Origin of the sequence: Actinoplanes sp. NPDC026619, assembly GCF_040638295.1 — a bacterium.
Taxonomy (GTDB): Bacteria; Actinomycetota; Actinomycetes; order Mycobacteriales; family Micromonosporaceae; genus Actinoplanes.
The window spans coordinates 87,171-109,796 of record NZ_JBEZYA010000001.1; the positions used below are offsets into that span (position 1 = coordinate 87,171).

At 70.6% G+C, this 22,626-nt stretch carries 16 protein-coding genes; 5 read left to right on the forward strand and 11 right to left on the reverse strand.

The genetic code is table 11. The features are described from left to right. Positions 1-2: 2 nt before the first annotated feature. On the reverse strand, positions 3-1,133 hold the full coding sequence (locus tag AB0E90_RS00495) for a histidine kinase (protein WP_360397394.1): 1,131 nt from the start codon (positions 1,131-1,133) through the stop codon (positions 3-5). 106 nt (positions 1,134-1,239) lie between these two features. Between AB0E90_RS00495 and AB0E90_RS00500 the strand changes: the two genes are divergently transcribed. Further along, complete coding sequence (locus tag AB0E90_RS00500; protein ID WP_360397396.1) at positions 1,240-1,962, forward strand: hypothetical protein; 723 nt, start codon at positions 1,240-1,242, stop codon at positions 1,960-1,962. A 365-nt stretch (positions 1,963-2,327) separates the two neighbouring features. On the opposite strand, the gene AB0E90_RS00505 is transcribed toward AB0E90_RS00500, so the two are convergent. The 4 genes from AB0E90_RS00505 to AB0E90_RS00520 are packed head-to-tail and all read right to left on the reverse strand — an operon-like array spanning position 2,328 to position 7,111. Beyond that, the gene (locus AB0E90_RS00505; protein ID WP_360397398.1) at positions 2,328-3,962 is read right to left on the reverse strand and encodes a glycoside hydrolase family 13 protein; all 1,635 of its coding nucleotides are present in this window, start codon (positions 3,960-3,962) and stop codon (positions 2,328-2,330) included. Between the two features lie 28 nt (positions 3,963-3,990). Continuing rightward, positions 3,991-4,851 (reverse strand): carbohydrate ABC transporter permease, encoded by an 861-nt coding sequence (locus AB0E90_RS00510; protein ID WP_360397400.1) that lies wholly within the window; start codon positions 4,849-4,851, stop codon positions 3,991-3,993. Beyond that, complete coding sequence (locus AB0E90_RS00515) at positions 4,851-5,768, reverse strand: sugar ABC transporter permease (RefSeq protein ID WP_360397402.1); 918 nt, start codon at positions 5,766-5,768, stop codon at positions 4,851-4,853. The genes AB0E90_RS00510 and AB0E90_RS00515 overlap by 1 nt, the downstream gene beginning before the upstream one ends. Next, positions 5,765-7,111, reverse strand: coding sequence for an extracellular solute-binding protein (locus AB0E90_RS00520; protein ID WP_360397404.1), 1,347 nt, complete (start codon positions 7,109-7,111; stop codon positions 5,765-5,767). Before AB0E90_RS00520 ends, AB0E90_RS00515 begins: the two co-directional genes overlap by 4 nt. Before the next feature lie 155 nt (positions 7,112-7,266). On the opposite strand from AB0E90_RS00520, the gene AB0E90_RS00525 reads away from it, so the two are divergent. Next, positions 7,267-8,265: a LacI family DNA-binding transcriptional regulator gene (locus AB0E90_RS00525; protein WP_360397406.1), complete on the forward strand. Its 999-nt coding sequence runs from the start codon at positions 7,267-7,269 to the stop codon at positions 8,263-8,265. A 192-nt stretch (positions 8,266-8,457) separates the two neighbouring features. Beyond that, positions 8,458-11,307 carry a CBM35 domain-containing protein gene (locus AB0E90_RS00530; RefSeq protein WP_360397408.1) on the forward strand — a complete coding sequence of 950 codons (2,850 nt, stop codon included), beginning with the start codon at positions 8,458-8,460 and terminating at the stop codon, positions 11,305-11,307. 49 nt (positions 11,308-11,356) lie between these two features. Here the strand turns inward: AB0E90_RS00530 and AB0E90_RS00535 are convergent, their stop codons facing one another. From AB0E90_RS00535 to AB0E90_RS00560, 6 genes are all read right to left on the reverse strand, one after another. After that, positions 11,357-12,430 carry a glycosyltransferase family 2 protein gene (locus AB0E90_RS00535; protein WP_360397410.1) on the reverse strand — a complete coding sequence of 358 codons (1,074 nt, stop codon included), beginning with the start codon at positions 12,428-12,430 and terminating at the stop codon, positions 11,357-11,359. A gap of 36 nt (positions 12,431-12,466) precedes the next feature. Then, complete coding sequence (locus AB0E90_RS00540; protein WP_360397412.1) at positions 12,467-14,818, reverse strand: hypothetical protein; 2,352 nt, start codon at positions 14,816-14,818, stop codon at positions 12,467-12,469. 299 nt (positions 14,819-15,117) lie between these two features. After that, positions 15,118-15,963 carry a hypothetical protein gene (locus AB0E90_RS00545; RefSeq protein WP_360397414.1) on the reverse strand — a complete coding sequence of 282 codons (846 nt, stop codon included), beginning with the start codon at positions 15,961-15,963 and terminating at the stop codon, positions 15,118-15,120. Positions 15,964-16,250: 287 nt separating this feature from the next. Beyond that, positions 16,251-16,853 (reverse strand): DUF5317 family protein, encoded by a 603-nt coding sequence (locus tag AB0E90_RS00550; protein WP_360397416.1) that lies wholly within the window; start codon positions 16,851-16,853, stop codon positions 16,251-16,253. A gap of 110 nt (positions 16,854-16,963) precedes the next feature. Beyond that, the gene (locus AB0E90_RS00555; RefSeq protein ID WP_360397418.1) at positions 16,964-19,285 is read right to left on the reverse strand and encodes an EAL domain-containing protein; all 2,322 of its coding nucleotides are present in this window, start codon (positions 19,283-19,285) and stop codon (positions 16,964-16,966) included. 10 nt (positions 19,286-19,295) lie between these two features. Further along, positions 19,296-19,793: a MarR family transcriptional regulator gene (locus AB0E90_RS00560; RefSeq protein ID WP_360397420.1), complete on the reverse strand. Its 498-nt coding sequence runs from the start codon at positions 19,791-19,793 to the stop codon at positions 19,296-19,298. 39 nt (positions 19,794-19,832) lie between these two features. Here AB0E90_RS00560 and AB0E90_RS00565 point away from each other — a divergent pair, with 39 nt between their 5' ends. Beyond that, positions 19,833-20,726, forward strand: coding sequence for a DMT family transporter (locus AB0E90_RS00565; protein ID WP_360397422.1), 894 nt, complete (start codon positions 19,833-19,835; stop codon positions 20,724-20,726). Between the two features lie 21 nt (positions 20,727-20,747). Then, positions 20,748-22,619 carry a glycoside hydrolase family 3 N-terminal domain-containing protein gene (locus AB0E90_RS00570; RefSeq protein ID WP_360397424.1) on the forward strand — a complete coding sequence of 624 codons (1,872 nt, stop codon included), beginning with the start codon at positions 20,748-20,750 and terminating at the stop codon, positions 22,617-22,619. Positions 22,620-22,626: the final 7 nt, after the last annotated feature.

The following is a 22,626-nucleotide window of genomic DNA, read 5'->3' on the forward strand; positions in this document are numbered from 1 at the left end:
TCTCACCCGAGCCACGGCAGTCGCACCTCCAGCCGGAACCGGCCGGCTGCCAGGCCGTGTGTCAACCGGCCGCCTGCCAGCTCGACCCGTTCGGCGGCGCCGACCAGCCCGAGTCCGCTTCCCGGCACCGGCGCGACGACCGCGGCGCCGGCCGCGACCGGGTTGCTCACCTCGATGCGCAGACCGTCCCCGGGGCCACCGTCCAGCACGAGCCGCACCGGGCTGCCCGGCGCGTGTTTGCGGGCGTTGGTCAGCGCCTCCTGCACCACCCGGTAGGCGATCCGGCCGGTGACGCCGGGCGGCTGCCGGGCGCCGAGGCCGGAGTCGAAGCGGACGTCACTGCCGCAACGCCGGGCGTCGGCCACCAGTTCGCGGACCTCCGCCAGCCCCGGCTGCGGCGGCTCGGGCCGATCGCCGGCGTCGTGCCGCAGGACACCGATGACTGCCCGCAGCTCGTCGAGCGCTTCGTGCGCGCCGCTCTGGATGACACCGGCCGCGGTGTGCAGTTCGGGGGCCATGGCCGGGTGCAGTTCCAGCGCACCGGCCTGCAGGCTGATCATCGAGAGCCGATGGGCCAGCACGTCGTGCATCTCGCGGGCGATCCGGTCCCGCTCGTCGCGCCGGGCCCGCTCGACCCGCGCAACCTGCTCCGTCTCGGCCCGGGTCGCCCGCTCGTCGAGGTGCCGGATCAGCGCCTGCCGCTCCCGGGCGTAGAGCCCCCAGCCCACCGCCGCCGTCACCAGCACGCCGCGGACGACCAGATCGGTCCACAGCGGAAGGTGCGGATCCCGCTGCAAGAGAAGGTAAACCGGGATGGTGGCGAGATAGAGCGCCGCGAACCCCATCGCGACCCGCAGCGCCCGGCGCAGGGCCAGCCCGAAGATCGCACCCAGGACCGCACCGCCGGCCATCACCGAGACCGCGCTCAACGGCACCACCACCAGCGCCAGGCCGAGCGGCCATCGTCGCCGCAGCAGCAACGCGAAGCAGGCCGGCACGCCGATCGCGACATCCACCGGCCACGGCACCAGACCCGACACCGGCCCGGTGGGATCCCCCACCGCGACCAGAAGCGCGCCGCCGGCCAGCGCGGCCACGACGGCGACGACATCCCGGACCCCGTCACCGATCACCCCGCCAGGCTAATCGGATAGACCCGCGCACGCCCCCTACCGAAGTAGGGGGCAGACACTACCGACAGACGACGACACCGCCCCGACGGCAACGCACCCTCACCACATGACCTGGACCGACATCACGCCCCGGCGCGGCGTCCTGCTCACCGCCGCCACCCTCCCGCTGGCCGCCGCGACGGCATGGCTGTCCGCCCGTTCGCACCCCGCCTTCCGCGACGTGCTCGAGCCCGTGCAACTGGCGACGTCAGTCCTGGTGCCGTTCTTCGGCGTCCTCGCCGTAACCACCCTGCACCGCCCACCGACAAACCCCCGGCCCGCACCGCAGCCACCCACAGCCCAGCCACCACCAGCCCAACCACCCGCAGCCCAACCACCCGCGGCCCATCTGCTCGTGCCACGGCTGCTCGTGCCGCTGGGCCTTGCGGCCGGCTTCGCGGTGGCCGGCACCCTATTGGCCGCGATGGCGACCGGGTGGCCGCCGGTCTCGCGAGCGGCGACGCTGCTTCTGGCCTCCGTCCTGGTCCAGATGATCGCGCAGTTGGTCGGAACCGGCTGCGGGCTGTTGCTATGGCGTCCCGCCCTGGCCATGGCCGCGACGATCGTCGTGCCGATGGGCGTAACCGTCCTGCTGGGAACGATCGATCCCAGCGGTGGCCTGGTGCGGTGGCTCACGCCATACGGAAATGCCCATGCTCTGCTCATGGGCAGACCGTCGGTGCCGGCCTTCGCCGTGGTCGTCCTCCTGTGGTGTGTAGTTCCGAACCTGCTCGGCACGTGGCGGCTCAACCGCGCAGCCAGACGGCAGCTCCCGGCAGAGCGGTTCTAGGCACTTTTCGCCGTCAAGGTCGGGTTCCCCTCTCCCATGCGCGCCGCACGCCGGCTCTGCTCCGCCCGGAGGCTCACGAAGGCCCGATTCAAGAAAGGTGGCGTCTCCCGAGCTCGGGCTGAAGGCCTGCCGCGGCGTCGCGCGTTCCACTCACGCTCTCTTTTCGCGTACGTGGTGCCCTGCTCCCGTGACAGTCGGTCCCGGCAGGTTGCAGCTCACCCTCCGCGCGCCCGCTACGGGCGGGCCCGGCCCCGACGCCCTCCCCGGCCGCCGACAACGGGTCCAGGCCCCGCGATCCTGGATTCCTGGAAATCGGGACGTAGGGCTCGGGGAGGGGCGGGACGGGGCCTGGCTTCGGGAGGAGTTCAGCCGGCGGCGGCCGGGAGGGCGCCGCCGGTGCGTGCGTGCGGGGTCGGCCGGGTGTGTAGCCAGGCGGCGGTGTCTGGGGGGAGCAGGTTTTCGGGCAGGGGGGCGCTGGAGAGCAACAGGGTGCCGGTGGGCAGGGGGATCGGGTGGTCGGAGAGGTTGGCCACAAAGGTGAAGCCGCCGGGGCGGGTGAAGGACAGCAGCTCCGGGTCGGTGGGTAGCCAGTCGAGGGTGGGTGCGACCGGGGTGAGATGTGTCCGGCGCAGGCGGATGGCGGTGCGGTAGAGCTCCAGCATCGACCCCGGGTCGCCGGCCTGGATCTCGGCGGTGCGGGCCGACCAGCCGGCCGGTTGGGGCAGCCACGGCGGGGCGGCGGCGGCCTCGGGGCTGAAGCCGAACGGGGCGGCCGATCCGGACCACGGCAGCGGGACCCGGCAGCCGTCGCGGCCGACGTCGCGGCCGCCGGTGCGGTGGAAGATCGGGTCCTGGCGCAACGCGTCGGGGATGTCCTCGGCCTCCTCGAGGCCGAGTTCCTCGCCCTGGTAGAGGTAGACCGAGCCGGGCAGCGCCAGGTTCAGCAGCAGGGCGGCGCGGGCCCGGCGGGTGCCGGCGGTCAGGTCGGCGGGGGCGCGGTGCTGGCGCATGCTGTGGCCGAACGAGCTGTCCGCCCGGCCGTAACGCGTGACGTGCCGGGTGACGTCGTGGTTGGACAGCACCCAGGTGGCGGGGGCGCCGACCGGGGCGTGCGCGGCCAGGGTGGCGTCGATGACGTGCCGCAGCGCCTTCGGTTCCCAGGCGCAGTTGAGGTAGTCGAAGTTGAACGCGGTGTGCATCTCGTCCGGTCGCAAGTAGAGCGCCAGCCGGTCCGGCTTGTCGAGCCAGATCTCGCCGATCAGGGCGCGCGGCGGGTCATACGCATCGACGACCGCTCGCCAGGCACGGTAGATGTCGTGCACGTCGTCGCGGTCGATGAACGGGTGCGGCAGCGGCGGGTCGGCCGGGTCGAAGTCGGCGAGGGCCGGGTCCTTCGCGGGCATGGTGGCGGAGTCGATGCGCACGCCGTCGGCGCCCCGGTCGAACCAGAAGCGCAGCACGTCCTCGTGCTCGGCGGCCACCTCCGGGCTGTTCCAGTTGAGGTCGGGCTGCTCCGGCGCGAACAGGTGCAGGTACCACTCGCCGTCGGCGACCCGGGTCCAGGCCGGCCCGCCGAACACCGACTGCCAGTCGTTGGGTGGCTGGTCGCCGCGGCCGGGGCGGAACCAGAACCGGTCCCGCTGCGGCGAGCCGGGGCCGGCCGCGACCGCCTCGGTGAACCAGGCGTGCCGGTCGGAGACGTGGTTGGGGACGACGTCGATGATCACTTTCAGGCCGAGGTCGTGTGCTTCGGTGATCAGCGCCTCGGCCTCGGCCAGGTCGCCGAAGATCGGGTCGATCGCGCGGTAGTCGGCCACGTCGTAGCCGGCGTCCACCTGCGGGGACGCGTACCAGGGGTTGAACCACAGCGCGTCCACGCCGAGCGCCGCCAGGTAGGGCAGGCGCTGCCGGACCCCGGCGAGGTCACCCACGCCGTCCCCGTCAGCGTCGGCGAACGACCGGACGTACACCTGGTAGATGACGGCATCACGCCACCACATGGGAGCTCCTTGGGAAGAAAAGGGGGGTTCAGCCTTTGACGGCGCCGGCGGCCAGGCCACCGAGGATGTGGCGCTGGAAGATCACGAAGACGACGACCATCGGGACGGCCGCGAGGGTCATGCCGGCGATCATCTCGGTCGGCGGGACCTGACTGGTGGCCGACAGCCGCTGCAGCGCGACGGAGAGGGTCTGCTTCTCCGGGTCCTGCATGATCAGCATCGGCCAGAGGAAGTCCTTCCACATGCCGATGACCGAGAAGATCGAGATGACGGCGAGGACCGGCCGGGAGAGCGGCAGCACGATCCGGGTGAGGGTGCGCAGCGGCGACGCGCCGTCCACCGCGGCGGCCTCGAGGATCTCGTGCGGGATGTTGTCGAAGAAGCGTTTCAGAACGTAGATGTTGAAGCCGTTGGCGGCGGCCGGCAGCCACAGCCCCCACGGGTTGTTCAGCAGGCCGAGGTCGCTGACGGTCAGATAGGCCGGCACCAGCAGGGCGGCGACCGGCAGCATGAGCGTCGCCAGCATCCCGGCGAAGATCACCTTGCCGAACGCGGGTCGCAGCCGGGACAGCGCGTAGGCGGTGCTGACGTCCACCGCGAGCTGCACGAGCCAGCCGCCGGCGGCGTAGTAGACGGTGTTGAGGAAGAAGTGGGGGATGCGCAGGTGGTGCCAGGCGTCGGCGTACGCCGTACCGCTGGGGTCGTGGGGTAAGAGGGTGACCGAATTCGCCGCGAAAGCCGCCGGGGTTTTCAGGCCTGAGGTGGCCATCCAGTAGACCGGGTAGAGGAACACCGCGGCGACCACCACCGTGGTGAGGGCCAGGACGCTGAAATAGACGACCCGGGTGCGGGGGCGCTTGAGCGCGAGGTCGGAGATCAGGGTGCGCATCAGACCGCCCGTTCCCGGGTGATCCGCAGGTAGAGCGCGGCGAACCCGGACAGCACCACGAACAGCAGCACGCTCAGTGCCGCGGCGAGCCCGAAGTCCTGGTTGACCGCGAACGCGTACCGGTAGATCAGGGTCAGCACGGTGATCGTGTCGGGGTTGGTGAAGCCGGTCAGCTGGAACGGCTCGATGAACACCTGCATGGTCGCGGTGATCTGCAGCAGGAGCATCACCAGCATGACGAAGCGCAACTGCGGCAGCGTGACGTGCCAGATCCGCCGCCACAGGCCGGCGCCGTCCAGCTCGGACGACTCGTACAACTCAGGCGGTGTTGATTGCAAAGCGGCGAGGTACATGAGCGTCGAGCCGCCCATGTTCGACCAGGTGGAGACGAGCACCAGGGACAGCATCGCGGTGCGCGGCGACTGCACCCACTGCGAGGTGGGCAGATGCGCGCCGTGCAGCAGGGTGTTGAACAGGCCCTGGCCGGGGTCGTAGAAGAACTGCCAGAGCATGGCGCAGACGATCGGCGGCAGCATCACCGGCAGGTAGACGGCGAGCCGGAAGTACGTCCGGAAGTGGCGCAGCTCGTTGAGCAGGATCGCGATCGCGACCGGCACCGCGTACCCGAAGATCAGCGCCAGCCCGGTGAACTCGAGGGTGTTGCGGATCGCGGTGCCGAGCAGCGGGTCGGCGAACAGGGCCCGGTAGTTGTCCAGGCCCACCCACTCCGGATCGGTGACCAGGTTGTCCTGCTGGAAGCTCAGCGTGATGCTGCGGACCAGCGGGTACCAGGAGAACAGACCGAAACAGACCAGACCGGAGGCGAGGAAGGTGTACGCCGTGAGGTTGTCCCCGAGCCGGCGCCGGCCGCGAGCCAAGTGCAGCCGGGCCGGCGCGACCGCGGTAGCCGCACTCATCTAACGGTCGCCAGGATGGCGTTGACCTGCTTCGCCGCGTCAGAAAGCAAAGCGTTCACATCGGCGTCCGGCTTGGTCAGCACGCTCGCCATCACCGGGTCGAGAATCGCGTAGATCTTCTGGGCCTCCGGCGGCTCCAGCTTCAGCGGGATATTCGGCTGGGCGGTGACGAACGGGGCGAAGTTCTGGGTCGGCACGTTGGCGAACTTCTTGCCGGCCTCGACGTACGACTGCTCGGCCGCGCCGGTGAAGATGTCCGGCTCGGGCAGCCCGACCGGCTGCTTGTTCTGCGCGTCGCGTTCCTTGCCGAAGGCGATGCGGGCCGGGTTCGCGTGCCGGAACAGCACCCACGCCATGGCCGCCTTGATCTGCGCCGGGCTGCTCTTGGGGCTGAACATGTAGCCGCCGCCACCGCCCAGCGTGCCCTGCCCGCCGGGGACCGGGCCGAAGCCGTAGTCCTCGGCCTTGCCCTTGTACTGGGCGACGATCGTCGGGATGTTGTCGGCGGTCGCCAGATACATGCCGAGCTTGCCCGCGCCCATCTGCTGCAGCAGGTCGGCCCATTCGAGCAGCTGCCGCTCCCCCATCGACTTGTCGGTGAAGCGCATGTCGTGCAGCTGCTGCAGGACGGCCCGGCCGGTGTCGTTGTCGAACGCCGCGCTCCACTTGCCGTCGCTGCCTTGATTCGCCACGGCGCCGCCACGGGTGTACATCTCGGCGGTGAAGTGCCAGCCGCCGGTGTTGTTCTTGCTGTAGTCGCCGTAGCCGTTGATCCCGCCGCCGAGCGCGGCGATCTTCTTGGCGTACGCCCGGACGTCGTCCCAGGTGGCGGGCGGCTTGTCGGGGTCGAGGCCGGCCTTGGTGAACAGCGCCCGGTTGTAGACCAGGCCCATCGTGTAGTTGCCCTCGGGCAGGCCGTACGTCTTGCCCTTGCCGTCGCCGAACACCTGCAGCAGGTTGGGCTTGATCTGCTGGATGTCGGGGAAGCCGGCGACGTAGGGCGTGATGTCGGCGGCCTGCTTGCGGGCGATCAGCCCGGCCGGGTCGGTGAAGTAGACGTAGAACGCGTTTTCCAGCTGGCCGCCGGCGAGCTTGGCGGAGAACGTCGCCGGATCCATCTTCCCCTCTTTGGGGTCGATCTTGATGGTCGGGTGGGTCTTCTCGAACTCGGCCACGTCGTCGAGGAAGTTCTTGCGCTGCAACGCCTCGGTGTCGGGCGGCATGTTGTTGACGGTGATCGTCACCTGACCGGACGCGTCGGTGTCGGTGTCGGTGCCGGAGCCGCAGGCGGCGAGCGTGAGGGCGAGGCTCGCCGTCGCCGCGACGGATATGAGGGATTTCATCGCTGCTCCTGGGAGTGGGAGGACGGTGGCGCCAAGTTACGGTCACTTGCTCGAAATGCGCAACGGAACGACAAGGACGTGTAATTACCGTTGAATTTCGCGCAAGAAGTCTCGAAATCTGTCGTCACAAAGGCGACGGTGAATACGCTGCGGGCATGACAAGGAAGATCGCCGAGGTCGCGTCGAAGGTCGGGGTCAGCGAGGCCACGGTCAGCCGGGTGCTCAACAGCAAGCCCGGCGTCTCGGCCGCCACCCGCCAGTCGGTGCTGACCGCCCTCGATGTGCTCGGCTACGAGCGGCCGACCAAGCTGCGCGGGGTCCGGGCCCGCCTGGTCGGCATGGTGCTGCCCGAACTCCAGAACCCGATCTTCCCGGCCCTGGCCGAGGCGGTCGGCGGCGCGCTGGTGCAGCTCGGCCTCACCCCGGTGATGTGCACCCGCACGGTCGGCGGCCTGACCGAGGCCGAGTACGCGACGATGCTGCTCGACCAGCAGGTCTCCGGCGTCGTCTTCTGCGGCGGCCTGACCGAGAAGGAACACGAGCAGCTGCTGAGCCGGGGCGTGCCGGTGGTGATGCTCAACGCCGCCAACGCCTATCCCGGCTTCCCGCGGGTGTCCACCGACGACGTCGCGGCCGTGCAGATGGCCTACCGGCACCTGACCTCGCTGGGCCACCGCCGGATCGGGCTGCTGGTCGGGCCGGAGGGGCACGAGCCGTCGCACCGCAAGGTGGCGGCGATGCGCGACCTGACCGCCCGCTCGGACGGGGCGGTCTCCGGCCTGATCTCGCACGCCATGTTCTCGTTCGAGGGCGGCCACGCCGCCGCGACCGACCTGATCGAGGCCGGTGCCACCGGCGTGATCTGCGGCAGCGACGTGCTCGCCCTCGGCGCGACCCGGGCCGCCCGCCGGTTCGGCAAGCGGGTCCCGGAGGACGTGTCGATCGTCGGCTTCGACGACTCGGCGTTCATGAACTTCGCCGACCCGCCGCTGACCACGCTGCGCCAGCCGATCGAGTCGATGGCCCGGGCGGCGGTCACCCTGCTGGTCAACCAGATCGGCAGCCGGACCACCACGACCGCACCCAAGGAATTGCTGCACGAGCCCGAGCTGGTCGTTCGTGGATCGACCGGCCCGGCACCGGAAACAACGTAATTTCGTCTGCGTTGCCGTGCGATTACGTGACGCCGAAAGCAGCTCAGGCCCAGTGTTTCCCGAGGTCAGCGTGGTAGTCAAAAACTTGCTGCTTTTCTGACTGCCATTTTCGCAAGGTCATCTCTTTTCTTGCGGCCAGGAACTGACGGTGATTAATGTCCGGCCCAATCCCCGTTCTTTCTTGGAGTCCTCATGAGGAAGATCTTCACCGTCTCGGCCGCCGTCCTCACCGTCCTCACCGCCGTCGTCCTGATCAAACCCGCCTCCGCCGCCACCGTCGTCTACGAGGCCGAGAACGCCACCCTCGCCGGCGGGGCCGTGGTCGCCACCGACCACACCGGCTATGCCGGAAGCGGCTTCGTCGGGGGCTACGTCGACGGCAACAAAGGCAAAGCCCGGACCGGCTTCACCGTCACCGCCACCGCGGCCGGCCCGCACATCCTCGCCCTGCGCTACGCCAACGGCACCGGCTCGGCGCAAACCCTTTCGGTGTACGTCAACGGCGCTCGCACCCAGCAGATCTCCCTCGCCGCTACCGCGAACTGGGACAGCTGGGCCACCACCGGCGCGACCGCAAATCTGATCAACGGCAACAACGCCATCGCGTACGCCTTCGACAGCACCGACTCCGGCAACGTCAACCTCGACGACCTGACCGTCACGCCGGTCGCCGCGGCCCCGGCCGGGCAGTTCGAGGCCGAATCGGCGGCGCTCAGCGGCGGCGCCCGAGTGGAGACCGACCACCCAGGCTACACCGGAACCGGCTTCGTCGGCGGCTTCATCGACGGCAACAAAGGCAACGCGGCCACCACGTTCGCGGCGAACGCGACGGTCGCCGGCAGCGCCCCGCTGACCCTGCGCTACGCCAACGGCACCGGCGCCACCCAGACGCTCTCGCTGTACGTCAACGGCGCGAAGGTCTCGCAGCTCGCGCTGCCGGCCACGGCCACCTGGGACACCTGGGCGACGACCGGCGCGACCGCGACGCTCGCCACCGGGGCCAACTCGATCGCGATCCGGTTCGACAGCACCGACTCGGGCAACGTCAACCTCGACAACCTGACCGTCGGCACCGCCACCGCGACCACCACTCCCCCACCGACCGGCTCCGACGGGCCGAACCTCGAGGCGGAAGCCAGCTTCTTCGCCGGCGGCCCGACGGCCGGGGCCGACAGCGTCACCGGGTTCGGCGCGACCGGCGCCCGGGTCGTCTTCACCGCTAACCTGCCCGCGGCCGGCGCCCGGACGGCAACCCTGCGCTACGGCAACACCAGCGGCGCGACCAGGACGCTGTCGGTCTACGCCAACGGCGTGAAGGCGGGTCAGGTGCAGTTGCCGGCCGGCAGCGGATGGCTGACCGCCGGCACCGCCGTCACCCTGCGGGCCGGGCTCAACACCATCACCTACCAGCGCGACGCGGCCGACAGCGGCGACGTCGCGATCGACCGGCTCAACGTCACCGGGGCGCTGGCCCTGGCCACGCGCGGCGCGACCCTGCCCTATGTGGAGTACGAGGCGGAGAGCGGCGCCACCAACGGCACCATCCTCGCTGCCGACCGCACCTACCAGACGATCGCCTCGGAGTCGTCGGGGCGGCGGGCCGTGCAGTTGAGCGCGACCGGCTCGTACGTGCAGATCGTTCTGACCAAGCCGGCCAACGCGCTCACCGTCCGCTACTCCATTCCGGACGGCAGCAATGCCACCCTTTCGCTGTACGCCAACGGCGCGCACGTCCGGGACCTGGCGCTGACCTCGCGTTACGCGTGGGTCTACGGCGATTACCCGTACAACAACGACCCGGCGAACGGGAACGCGCACCGCTTCTACGACGAGAGCCGCACCCTGATCGGGGACTGGCCGGCCGGGACCGTGCTGAAGTTGCAGAAGGACGCCGGCGACACTGCCTCGGCGTACACCATCGATCTTCTTGATGCCGAGCAAGCGGTGGCCGAAACCGTGCCGGCCGGGTTCGCCGTTGCCGCCGCGCCCGGCGGTGGCGACGACACCGCGGCCCTGACCAGCGCGATCAATGCCGCGAAGTCGGCCGGCAAGGGGCTGTGGATCCCGGCCGGGACCTACCCGATCTCCGGCCGGATCTCCGTGCAGGGCGTCACGATCCGCGGCGCCGGCCCCTGGAACACGATCCTCAAGGGAGTCAACGGCAAGGGCGGCTTCTTCGCCACCGGCGGCAACGTGCAGATCTCCGACCTGGCGGTCTCCGGCGACTCCACCGTCCGCAACGACAGCGGCGACGACGCCGCGTTCGAGGGCAATTTCGGGACCGGGTCAATGCTGCAGAACGTCCTGGTCTTCCACTCGAAGGTCGCGCTGTGGGCCGACAACGGCACCGACGGCCTGTACGTAGTCGGCGCCCGCATCCGCGACACCTACGCCGACGGCGTCAACCTGCACGGCAACGTGCGCAACACCCGCATCGACCAGTCCTCGGTGCGCAACACCGGCGACGACGCGCTGGCCATGTGGTCGGACGGATCGGCGGTGACCAACTCGGCGTTCACCTTCAACACCCTGCAACTGCCGATGCTGGCCAACACCGCCGGGATCTACGGCGGCAACGGCAACCGGATCACCGACAACCTGATGTCCGACACGGTGACCGCCTCGGCCGGGATCGCGGTCGGCACCCGCTTCAACCCGGTGCCGCTGTCCGGCACCACCGTCGTCGCCCGCAACACGCTGACCCGCACCGGCGGCTTCGAGCCCAACTGGGGCAGCCAGCTCGGCGCGCTCTGGATCTATGCCGACACCGCCGACATCACCACCCCGATCCAGGTCACCGACGTCAGCATCCAGGACAGCACCTACCAGGGCGTGCTGCTCAGCTGGGGCCGCACCATCACCGGGACGACGTTCACCAACGTGACGATCGCCAACACCGGCACCTACGGCATCGTGATCGACAACGTCTCCGGCAGCGCGACCTTCAGCAACACCAAGGTCTCCGGCACTCCGTCGGGCGGCCTCAGCAACACCAGCAGCACGTTCACCGTGATCCGCGGCGCCGGCAACTCCGGCTTCTGATCGCCCGGCCGGTGGGCACGGCTATTCAGCCGTGCCTACCGGTCCTCGGTCAGGAGATCACTTCGTGTTCCCGCTGCGGCCGGCCGCCCGGGATCGGGTGGATGGCGGTGAACCCGGCCGGTTCCGCCTGCGCGGTGTCGAGCTGCGCGGTGTCGAGCTGCGCGGTGTCGAGCTGCGCGGTGTCGAGCTGCGCGGTGTCGAGCGCCACCAGGAACGCCGGCCGGCCCTGGGTGGCGGCGTAGATCCGGCCGACGTACTCGCCGAGCAGGCCGACGCAGATCAGCTGGATGCCGCCGAACAGCAGAACCGCGATGTAGAGCGAGGTCCAGCCGGACACGGTGGCCCCGACCGCCCAGGCCACCAGGGCGGCGATGATCAGCACCAGGCACAGCAGGAAGCTGAGCAGCCCGGCCCAGGTCGCGATCTTCAGCGGCGAGGCGGAGAAGCCGGTGACGCTGTCGACGGTGAGCCGGATCATCCGGCTCAGCGGGTACTTCGTCTGGCCGGCGACGCGGTCCTCGCGGACGTAGCCGACCTCAGCACTGGCGAAGCCGAGCGACGGCACCACCAGGCGGTAGACCGGCCGGGGCTCGGGCAGGTCGTTGAGCACGTCGACCACCGCGCGGCTCATCAGCCGGAAGTCGCCGGCCTGGTCGCTGACCCACGGCCCGACCAGGCGCCGCATCATCCAGTAGTAGAGGCCGGCGGTCCGGCGCTTGAACACGGTGTCGGTGCTGCGGTCGCTGCGCACGCCGTACACCACATCGATCTTCTCGGTCTGGGCCTTGCTCAGCATCTCGCCGATCAGCTCGGGCGGATCCTGCAGGTCGGCGTCGATGCTCACGACGTAGTCACCCCGCGCGGCCCGCAGGCCCGCGCGCAGTGCCGTCTGGTGCCCGACGTTGCGCCGCAGAGCCACCACCCGCAGCTGGGGCCAGTCGGCCCGCAGTTGCAGCAACCGCGAGACGGTGGCGTCGGTGCTGCCGTCGTCGACGGCGACGACCTCATACGTCGCGCCGAGCCCGTCGAGCACCGGCCGGAGCCGGGCCACGAAGTGATCCACCGCCTCGCGCTCGTTGAACATCGGTGTGACCACCGACAACGTCATCGGCGACGCCAGCATGGGGACGACCTTTCTGGTGACTTAGGGGTACGGCGGTCAGGCGGCCGGGCGGATCTCGTAGATCCGGGCGGTGCCGCTGACGAGCCGGAGGTCGGCGGACTCCGTCAGTGCGTCCGCCACCGGGCCGGCCCGGGTGTCGGCGAAGAGCCATCGCACGCCGTACTCGTCGCGGAGCCGCTCGACGTCCGTCACGTCGCCGGTCGCGAACGCCCGCTGGTTGAGGTCGAAGACCGCGCGGTCGGGGGCGGGCTGCTGGGTGTAACGCAGCCCGTTCACGCCGTTGGCGGCGACCGAGGCGTCCGAATATCCCCAGCTCTCGATGAGGGCGCGACGCCCGCCGAACCCGGTCACCCAGAACCCCCGGGCATCGCAGACCTTCTTGGCGTCGATCGGCATGCAGTGCACGTTCGTGGCGACCAGATCGTCCCGCCCGGCGTGCGTGTCCAGCCAGAACGCGGCGCGCATCTCGGCCTTGCTGATCGCCACCCGGGTGTTCACCGGCGGCTGCGGCCGGGTCAGCGACTCGGCCGTGGTGCCGGCCCCGGTCGCGATGGTGGCGCCGACGATCGCCGCGATCAGCATCGCGGGCAGCGCCCGAGTGGCCCGGCCTTTCCCTATAGCGATGACGATGACGCAGGCCACGGCCGTGACCGCCGCGGTTATCAGCAGCGGACGAGCCAGCGCCCAGGCCCAGCCGGAGAGTGTGTTCACGATGGGCCGGTCGGTTGCCGGCCCGACGAACACCCATACGGCGCCGGCCACCCCGGCGGCGATCACCGCGCGGCGGCTCGCCGTGCGTTCGGCCAGCGCGCAGACGGTCAGCACCGCGCCGATCGGGATGATTCCGGCGAAGAAGTAGCCCTGGCTGGCCGACGGGTGCCAGAAGACCCACGTCGCGCCCACGCCGGCCACGACCATCCCGGCCAGCACCCAGAACCCGGCATCGCGCTCCGGCCGGGGGCCGGTCCGGCGCGCGGGCAGGACGACGCCGAGCAGCCGGGGCGCCTCCATCAGCACCCACCACAGCACGATCCCGGCCACGAACCAGCGCCCGGCCGGGCCGGCCTCGGCGACGCCCGGCGGCAGCAGCCCGCCCCGGGTCATCCCGTCCTCGCCGCCGAGCGTCAGCTGGTAGGGCGCCATGATGCGCAGCAGGCCCAGCGGCTGCACCTCCAGCGTTCCGGCGCCGCCGCCGGCGAACAGGCGCAGGCCGACGACCATGCCGAAGCCGATCGTGGCGAGCAGCCCGGCCGCGGTCCACGGCATCCGGCGGCGCGTCACGAGCAGGGCCAGCCCGGCCAGCGCGACGCCGGCGAGCAGCGGCGGCAGCGCGCTGGACTTCGATCCGGCGCAGGCCACCGCCAGCAGCGGGAGCACCGCCCAGGCCCAGCCCAGCCGTCTGCCCCGCAACGCCTCGATGGCGACCAGCGCGAACAGGCCGAGCAGCGGCACCACGTAGGTCTGCGAGGGGCTGAGCAGCGAGACCGGCGCGCTCGCGCCGAACGGGGCGATCGGGCCGCCGAGCGACAGCGCCTCGCCGGCGAAGGCGGCCAGCGCGGCCACCGGGCCGGCCCACCAGCGCCGGCTCACCGTGCGGGCCAGCGCCGCGAAGACCACGATCGCGGTGGCGACCACCGGCAGCAGCCACAGCCGGAAGTAGACCGTCTCCGGCGAAATGTGGGTGATCATGCTGGCGGCGGCCATGTCCGCGTCGGACAGGTAGTGGTAGCGCAGCGTGTCCCCGGCCACCTGCGGCGCCTGGAACGGCATCGAGCGCATCATCTCGTGGACCAGGCCGAGGTGATACAGGATGTCCTGGTAGTACGTGAAGGTCACCGGGGGCAGCGGAACGGATTGGAAGATGCTCACCGCCCGCAGCCCGGCCAGCACGAGCGCGGCGGCGACGCCCCACGACCACGCCACCGGCAGCGGTTGCGGCGAGGCGATCCGCCAATGCCGGCGCAGCTTGCCGACCAGCAGGAACGGCAGCACCACCAGGACCGGCCAGACCGGCAGCAGGGACTGGAGCCCGGTCGCGGCGGCCAGCGCCCAGCCCGTCAGTTGCACCACCATGCCCGCGGCCGCGCCCAGGCCCAGGTCCTCGGGCCAGTTACCCCGGCTGCCGAAGAGCCCGCGCATCACCAGCGTGCCCGGCAGCATGACGGCGGCGGCGAAGTAGGCGGCGTACAGCGCGGTCTGCCGATCGGGCGTTCCCGACCGGTGCAGGACCACGACGGCCACCAGGGCCGGCACGACCCACGGCAGAATCCGCCACACCGGGTCACGGCGGGCCGGCGGCGACGTCTCGGCCGGGACGACCCGGTCGAGCGTGATCACCTGGGTCGGGCTGTCACTGCCCTCGGGGTGGGTCGCAAAGGTGGTGCTCACGATTCGCGCGATCCAAGTAATGGTTCTCGATGGAATGGCGACATGCTGCTTCTCCCCCATGCAAAAGCGACGGGCAAGCGCCCTGGCGCGAATCTCAGAGGAAGATAATAGGAACCTGTGCACTTACTTAATCGTCTGTGATCTTGACGACACGAACTGAGGACCAAAGTCCTTTTCGCTGGGCGTTTTCGCCGGTCGAAGGCATCTTTCAACAATTCCGACATAGGTCATCCGGACGGCTGATCATGCACTGGACGATTGGCGGAAAAGCAATATCCGGACGGTGCCATCGCATTCCTCTATTCGCGGTCTCGGAGCGCCGACAACGCGATCAGGGCGGGGGCGGTCCCGAACAGCGCGGCTACCGCGATCCCGAGGACGACGGCCGGAACCGCGGGCCCCGGGATGACAACGACGGAGTCCAGGCAATAGGTGAGTAGGCCCCCCGGTTCGGCGAACAGGACCTGACGATAGGAGCCGGCCAGCGTCTCCACCGCGCCCACCGCGGGGAGCAGCATCAGGACGACGCCGGTGATGAGCTGCGCGTTCTCCGTGCGGCGGCCGCTGATCCGGGTCACGGTCAGGGCGGCAAGGGCGAGCGCCGCCGCCAGCGTCAGCACGCCGGGCGCGGCCGCGCGCAGCAGGCCCGGAATCTCGGATGCCTGGTACCCCGAGGAGAACGGGGAGAGACCGATCAGCGCCGGCGGAGTCAGCAGCAGCGCGGTGACGATCAGCCAGAGGCGCCGTCGCGGCGACCGGGGCAGCATGCGGATCGCCTGGAACGCGCACGCCAGGGCGACGAAGCGCAGAATCTCGGCCAGTTGCCCGTAACGCAGCCGGCTGCGCCAGTAGCCGGAGTCGACACGGCAGCCGTTCGAGCCGCTGGCCGGCAGAGCGGGACGGTGCAGCTGATGGGCGATCACGTCGACCAGGGCCGAGGCCGCCAGCAGCAGACAGAAGATCAGCAGCGCCCGGCGCAACGGCCGCGGCACCACCGCCCCGGCCAGAGCGACGCAGACGGCCAGCGCCAGCATCGCCGCCACCTCGGCACCGTGCTGCACTTGCGCCACATCGAGCCCGGCACCGACAGCGCTGATGCCGGTGGCAACAGCGAAGACAACGGCCGCCACGGTCAGGGGGCGCACGCCTACGGATTCTTCCCGCCGAACGGCCGGGGGTCCGCCGAATGCAGATCCGGCGGACCTCTGCGGTCAGCTCATCTCGCTCGGGGCGCCGACGGTGTAGAGGAGGAGGGCCAGGGTGGCGACGGTGAAGGCGGCCAGGACGACGGTTCGCCAGGAGATCGCGTGGGTCATGACATCTGGCTCGGGGCGCCGACGGTGTAGAGCAGCAGGGCCAGGGTGGCCAGGGTGGCGGCGGCCAGCACGAGGCGCTGCCAGGTGAGTTGAGCGGTCATGGAGCTCTCTCCCATTCAGGCGGTTATCGGGACGACGGCGGGGGCCGGCTTCTCGTCGTCGCGGCGTGCTCTGCGCATCGCCAGGACGACCAGCGCGACCGTGCCGCCGCTGATCAGGACGTCGCCGGGGCTCGCCACTTTGCGGAGCACCGGCACTTCAATGACATCGCCGAGCGACGCCAGCCGGGTGCGGTCGCCGGCCGGAGCGTTCTTCGGGCCCTCGGCGTCGGGCGCGCTGCCGACCGCCACGGCCGCCGCCGGGTCGTACGGCATGCGGCCGTTCAAACCGATGACCAGGGCGTTCATGGCCGCGCCGAGCACGATCGCGACGCCGGCCACGCGGATCGCACCCGGCCAGTTGCGCAGGTTGACGGCCAGCCAGGCGAAGACGATCGCGAAGACCGGCGCGAGCATCGGGAGGCCGGCCCGGTCCTCGACGAGGTGCCGCACGCCAGGCACGTAGTACTGCGCGAACTGCACCGCGGCCGCGAGCCAGACCAGCCAGAGCGCGCGCACCCGCACCGTGCGGAACCCGGACAGCCGCCCGCCGCTCAGATAGCCCAGCAGCACCCCGGCCACCGGCGGCGCGATGATGAGGACGAAGAAGCTGAACGACATGCCTTGTTTCTAGACCACGCGGCGGCCGGCCACTGTCACCAGATCGACAACCCCGGACTCCGGTCACAGTGGACGGACGGCAACCTGCGGCGGCTACCCTGCCGGTCGTGCTACGACACGGCCGATACTGAGCGGCGGCGGGCGGTCTCGGCCCAGCGCAGCGGCGTGTCCGCGTCGCGCAGCAGGGCGGCGATCACGTCGCCCGGCTCCGGGTGGTGGAAGAGGAAGCCCTGGCCGTAGCGGCAGCCCATCTCGAGCAGCCGCCGAGACTGCGCGACCGTCTCGATGCCCTCGGCGATCACCCGCATCTCGAAGGCGTGGCCCAGCCGCACCACGGCCTCGGCCACCGCGTACGCCTGCGGATCGGTGTCGATCCCGGTGACGAACGATTTGTCGATCTTCAGGATGCTCACCGGCAGCCGGCGCAGGTAGCTCAGCGCCGCGTAGCCGGTGCCGAAGTCGTCGACGGCAATCCGGATGCCCATCTCGCGCAGCGCCTCGAGCCGCTCGACGGTCGCCTCGTCGGGTTGCAGCACGACACCCTCGGTCAGCTCCAGCACCAGGCGGCCGGCCGGGAAGCCGGTCTCGTTCAGGATGCCGCGGACGATCTCGACCAGTCCGCTCTGGGCGGCCTGCTGCGGCGACAGGTTGACGCTGAGCGAGACCTCCGCGGGCCAGTCCGCCGCCTGCCGGCAGGCCTCGCGCAGCACCCACTCGCCGACCCCGACGATCGCGCCGGTCTCCTCGGCCAGCCCGATGAAGGTGTCCGGCATGAGGAGACCGTGCTCCGGGTGGTTCCAGCGCACCAGCGCCTCGACCGAGACCACCCGGTCCTGGGCGAAGTCGGCGATCGGCTGGAAGTGCACGACCAGCTCGCCATGCTCGACCGCCCGGCGCAGCTCGGCGTCCCGGGCACGGGTGTCCAGCTCCGCGGTGAACACGTGGTAGCGGCCCCGGCCGGACCGTTTGGCCGCGTACATCGCGGTGTCGGCGTGGGCGAGGAGCGCGTCGGCGTCGCTGCCGTCGTGGAACGCCACCCCGATGCTGGCCTCCACGCCCAGCACGAGGTCGCCGAAGATCACCGGGGTGCGCAGGGCCTCGACCACCCGCTGGGCGATCCGCTCGGCGGTGTCCCGGTCGGGCAGGTTCGGCAGCACGACGGCGAACTCGTCGCCGCCGAGCCGGCCCGCGGTGTCGCCGGAGCGGACGGCCGCCCGCAGCGCGGTGGCGACCGCGGTCAGCACGGCGTCGCCGGCCTCGTGGCCGTACGCGTCGTTGATCGGCTTGAACCGGTCCAGGTCGATCAGCAGGACCGCGCCCAGCCGACCCTCGCGCGACGGCTGGGTGACCAGTTCGGCCAGGCGCTCGTTGATCAGCGCGCGGTTGGCCAGCCCGGTCAGCGGGTCGGTGACGGCGAGCATCCGGTTCTCGCGCAGCGCGTACATCTGCCGGGCGATCATCAGGAAGGTGAGCACGATCGCCCCGATGATCACGCCGCCCAGCGGGAACAGCGGGACGTCGTGCGCGAGGAAGGCGAGCAGGGCGTAGGCGAGCACGCCGGCGGCGTACGGAAGCAAATTTGTCCGGGTTTTGCTGGGTCGTTCGCGGCGGGGCAGGTCGCGCTCCTGCCAGGCGCGGTGGGTGGCCATGACGAACAGGGAGTTTCCGGTCATCCAGAACAGGTCCGGCCAGGTGCCGCCGGTGAACTGGGCGTGCAGGCAGAGGTAGGCGTAGCCGAGGTCGCCGACCACGTACATCGCGACGCCGGCCACCAGGAGCAGCGGCGACCGCGAGCCGGGCGGACGGCGCAGCAGCACCGCGGCCAGGGCCAGCACCAGCAGCAGGTCGCCGATCGGGAGCATCGCGGAGAACACCATCGGGTACGTGACCTGGCCGCCGGCCGGCATGATCGGGCCGATCACCAGGTACCAGAGCACCATGAACGTGCCGGCGCCGACGATGAGCGAGTCGAGGATCAGCTTGTGCCGCTCGAACCGGGTGCGCCGGGCGCCCGGCAGGAGCAGCAGCCCGGCGAACATGAACGGCGTGAACGCCAGGAACCAGTAGTCGGCGAAGGCCGGGAACGGCGGGGTGCCGAGGACGATCTCCTCGAAGAACCAGGAGATCTCGGCGACGACCTGGCAGGCGTACGCCGCGGTCATGAACATCCAGGCGCGGCGGCTGCGTCCCGCCTGGCTGCGCGCGAGCCGCAGGCCGTAGAGGGTGGCGACCACCATGATCGGGATATGGGTCGCGTCGGTGATCAGTCGCCGGGTGTGCTCGTCGCCCCAGCCGCCGAACCAGAACACGACAAAGACCGCCAGGAGCGCCCCGACCAGCTTCGCCATCATGTCGAAGGCTTCGGCGATCCCGCATCCGGTGTGAGCTTCCGCACCGTTGCGGCGTGGTTGCAGATCATCGGGGCCTCTCACCGGGCCCCTCTCACCGGGGGCTTTCGAATCCGGCCAGCCAGGTCGTCAGGATCGCCTCGAGGCGGGCCGCGTCGGCCGGCGGGAGCGCGTCGAGCAGCGCGCGCTCGTTGCGCATGTGGTCGGTGAACGCCCGGTCGATCAGCTCCCGGCCGGCCGGGGTGAGCGCCACCACCCGGCCCCGGCCGTCGGTCGTGCTGGGCCGCCGGGTCACCAGGCCGTCGCGTTCGAGCCGGTCGATCCGCTTGGTCATCGCCCCGGTGGTGACCATGGTGAACGCGGCCAGCTCGCCGGGCGCGCGCTCGAACGGCTCGCCGGCCCGCCGCAGCGCGGCCAGCACGTCGAACTCGCCCTCGCCGAGCCCGTAGCGCCGGTAGACGACGAGCAGCTGCTCGGTGAGATGCCCGGCCAGGCGATGCAGGCGGCCGATCACCCCCTGGGGCGTGACGTCGAGGTCGGGCCGCTCCCGCGCCCATTCCGCCTGGATCCGGGCCACGTGGTCAGAACTCATGCTTCCAAGATACCTTCCCGGGAAGCTACAGTAGCTTCCATGGAAGCTAAATACCGGTGGACGCTGATCACCGCGCTCGCCCCGGTCTCCTGGGGCACGACCTACTACGTCACCCACCACTACCTGCCGGCCGACTTCCCGCTGTGGGGCGCGGCGATCCGGGCCCTGCCGGCCGGCCTGCTGCTCCTGCTCGTCCACCGCCGGCTGCCGACCGGCTCGTGGTGGTGGAAGTCGCTGGTGCTCGGCTTCCTCAACATGGGCGCGTTCTTCGCCCTGATCTACCTGGCCGCGCAGCTGCTCCCGACCAGCATCGCCTCGACGATCATGGCGAGCTCCTCGGTCGTGCTCATGCTGTTCGCCTGGCTCGCGCTGGCCGAGCGACCGCAGCCGCTGCACCTGGCCGGCGCCGGCATCGGCGTCGCCGGCGTCTGCCTGATGCTGTTGAGCGGCCCGGTCGCGGTCGACATGCGCGGTGTGCTCGCCTCGGTCACCGCCATGGTGATGTCGTCGCTGGGTTACGTGCTCGCCAAGAAGTGGAGCGCCGACGTCGACGTGTTCTCGCTGACCTCGTGGCAGCTCATCGCGGGCGGCCTGATCCTGGCCGTCGCCGCGGTCGCGGTGGAGGGAGCGCCGCCCGCGCTCGGCGCTCCGGCCCTGGCGGCGTTCGGTTACGTCACGGTGATCGCGACCGCCCTCGCCTTCGCGGCCTGGTTCACCGGGCTTCGCCACCTCAGCGCCGGGACGGTCGGCCTGGTCGGGCTGCTCAACCCGGTCACCGGCGTCCTGCTCGGCACCCTGGTCGCCGGGGAGGCGCTCTCCGCCCGGCAGGCCGGCGGCCTCGTCCTGGTGCTCGCCGGAATCCTCCTCGGCCAGCGCCGCCCCGCTCCCCCACGCCCCCGGAAGATCGACGAGCAGCTATGTACACAGTTGTAACAGCGGCGTAACTTCACGCTCATGAACGGCCGACTTCTCATCGCCGTCGTCATGACCGCCGGTGCCGCGCTCCACCACCCGCACGACGTGCGCCAGCCGGTTCTCGGCTCACGCAGCGCGCCCATCCTCAAAATCGGCAAACTGAAGTTCCGCGACCTCGACCGCAACGGCCGGCTCACCCCGTACGAGGACTGGCGTCTGCCCGCCGCGAAGCGCGCCGCCGACCTGCTCCCCCGGATGACCCTCGCGCAGAAGGCCGGCCTCATGGTGCACGGCACGCTGCCGGTGGCCGGCACCGGTTACGACCCGGCCGGTGTCGGCCAGCTGGTCGCCGACCGCAGCATCACCACGTTCATCACCCGGCTCGCCGCCGCCCCCGACCTGCTCGCCACCGCGAACAATTCCGTGCAGGAACTGGCCGAGCGACAACCGCTCGGCATTCCGGTGGTCGTCTCCACCGATCCGCGCAACGGTTTCTCGGTCACCGCCGGGCAGACCGTGCCGCGGGTCGGCACCACCGCCATGCCCGACGCGATCGGCTTCGGCGCGGCCGGGGACCCGCGGCTGACCCGCCGGCTGGCCGACATCGTCCGGCAGGAGTACCGCGCGGTCGGCATCACCGAGGGCCTGTCACCGCAGGCCGATCTGGCCACCGAACCGCGCTGGACGAGAATCAACGGCACCTTCGGCGCCGACCCTATCGCGGTGAAAAAGCAGGTGGAGGCGTACGTCGAGGGCCTGCAAGGCGGCGCGGGAAGCGTTGCCGCCGTGACCAAGCACTGGGTCGGCTACGGCGCCCAGGCCAACGGCTACGACAGCCACTACTACTACGGCCGGTTCGCGATCTTCCCCGGCGACCGGTTCCGCACGCACATCATCCCGTTCACCGGCGCCTTCGCCGCGGACACGGCCGGCGTCATGCCGACGTACTCGATACTTCAGGGCATCACGCAGACCGGCGCGGGTTTCAGCCCGTACCTGCTGAAAGATCTTCTCCGGGGTCGATACGGGTTCGACGGCGTGATCGTCTCCGACTGGGGCATCACCGGCGACTGCCCGCAGGCGTGCCGCGACAACCGGCCGCCCGCGTCATTCATCGGCCCGTGGGGCGTAGGCATGCCGTGGGGTGTCGAGGACCGCACCGTGCTGCAGCGATTCGCCCTGTCGATCAACGCCGGGGTCGATCAGATCGGCGGATCCGACGAGCCGTCCTACGTGATTCAGGCGGTCGGCAGCGGGTTGCTGTCGCGCGGCCGCGTCGACCAGGCGGCCCGGCGGATCCTCGAACAGAAGTTCGAGCTCGGCCTGTTCGAGAACCCTTACGCCGACCCGCATTCTCTCTCGGGCAATGCACACTTCAAGGCTCTCGGCGACCAGGCCCAGGCGGCTTCGCTCACGCTGCTGACCAACAAGGGCAAATTGCTCCCGGTACGCCGCACAAAGGTCTACGCCTACGGGATATCGGCAACCGCGCTGGCCGAATCCGGATTCACTTCGGTCGCCCGCCCGGAGGATGCTGACCTGGCGATCGTCCGGCTGACGGACCCGCGTGGCGGCACCGATCTGACCGATCTCAACTTCACCGGCGCGGAGGCCGACTACCGCGCGATGCAGGCCGCGATCGACGCCGGCGTGCCGACCGTGGCCGTGCCCAAGCTCGACCGCCCGCTCATTCTCACCAATGTGGCCGACCGTGCGACAGCGGTGCTGGCCAATTATGGCGTCTCCGACGAGGTGCTGCTGGAGACGATCCTCGGCGAGCGCCGGCCGGGTGGCCGGCTGCCGTTCGAGCTGCCGTCGTCGATGGCGGCGGTGGCGGCCCAGCAGGCCGACGTCCCGGACGACTCCGCCCACCCGCTCTTCCCCCGCGGTTTCGGTCTCTCCTACCGATAGGACTCCC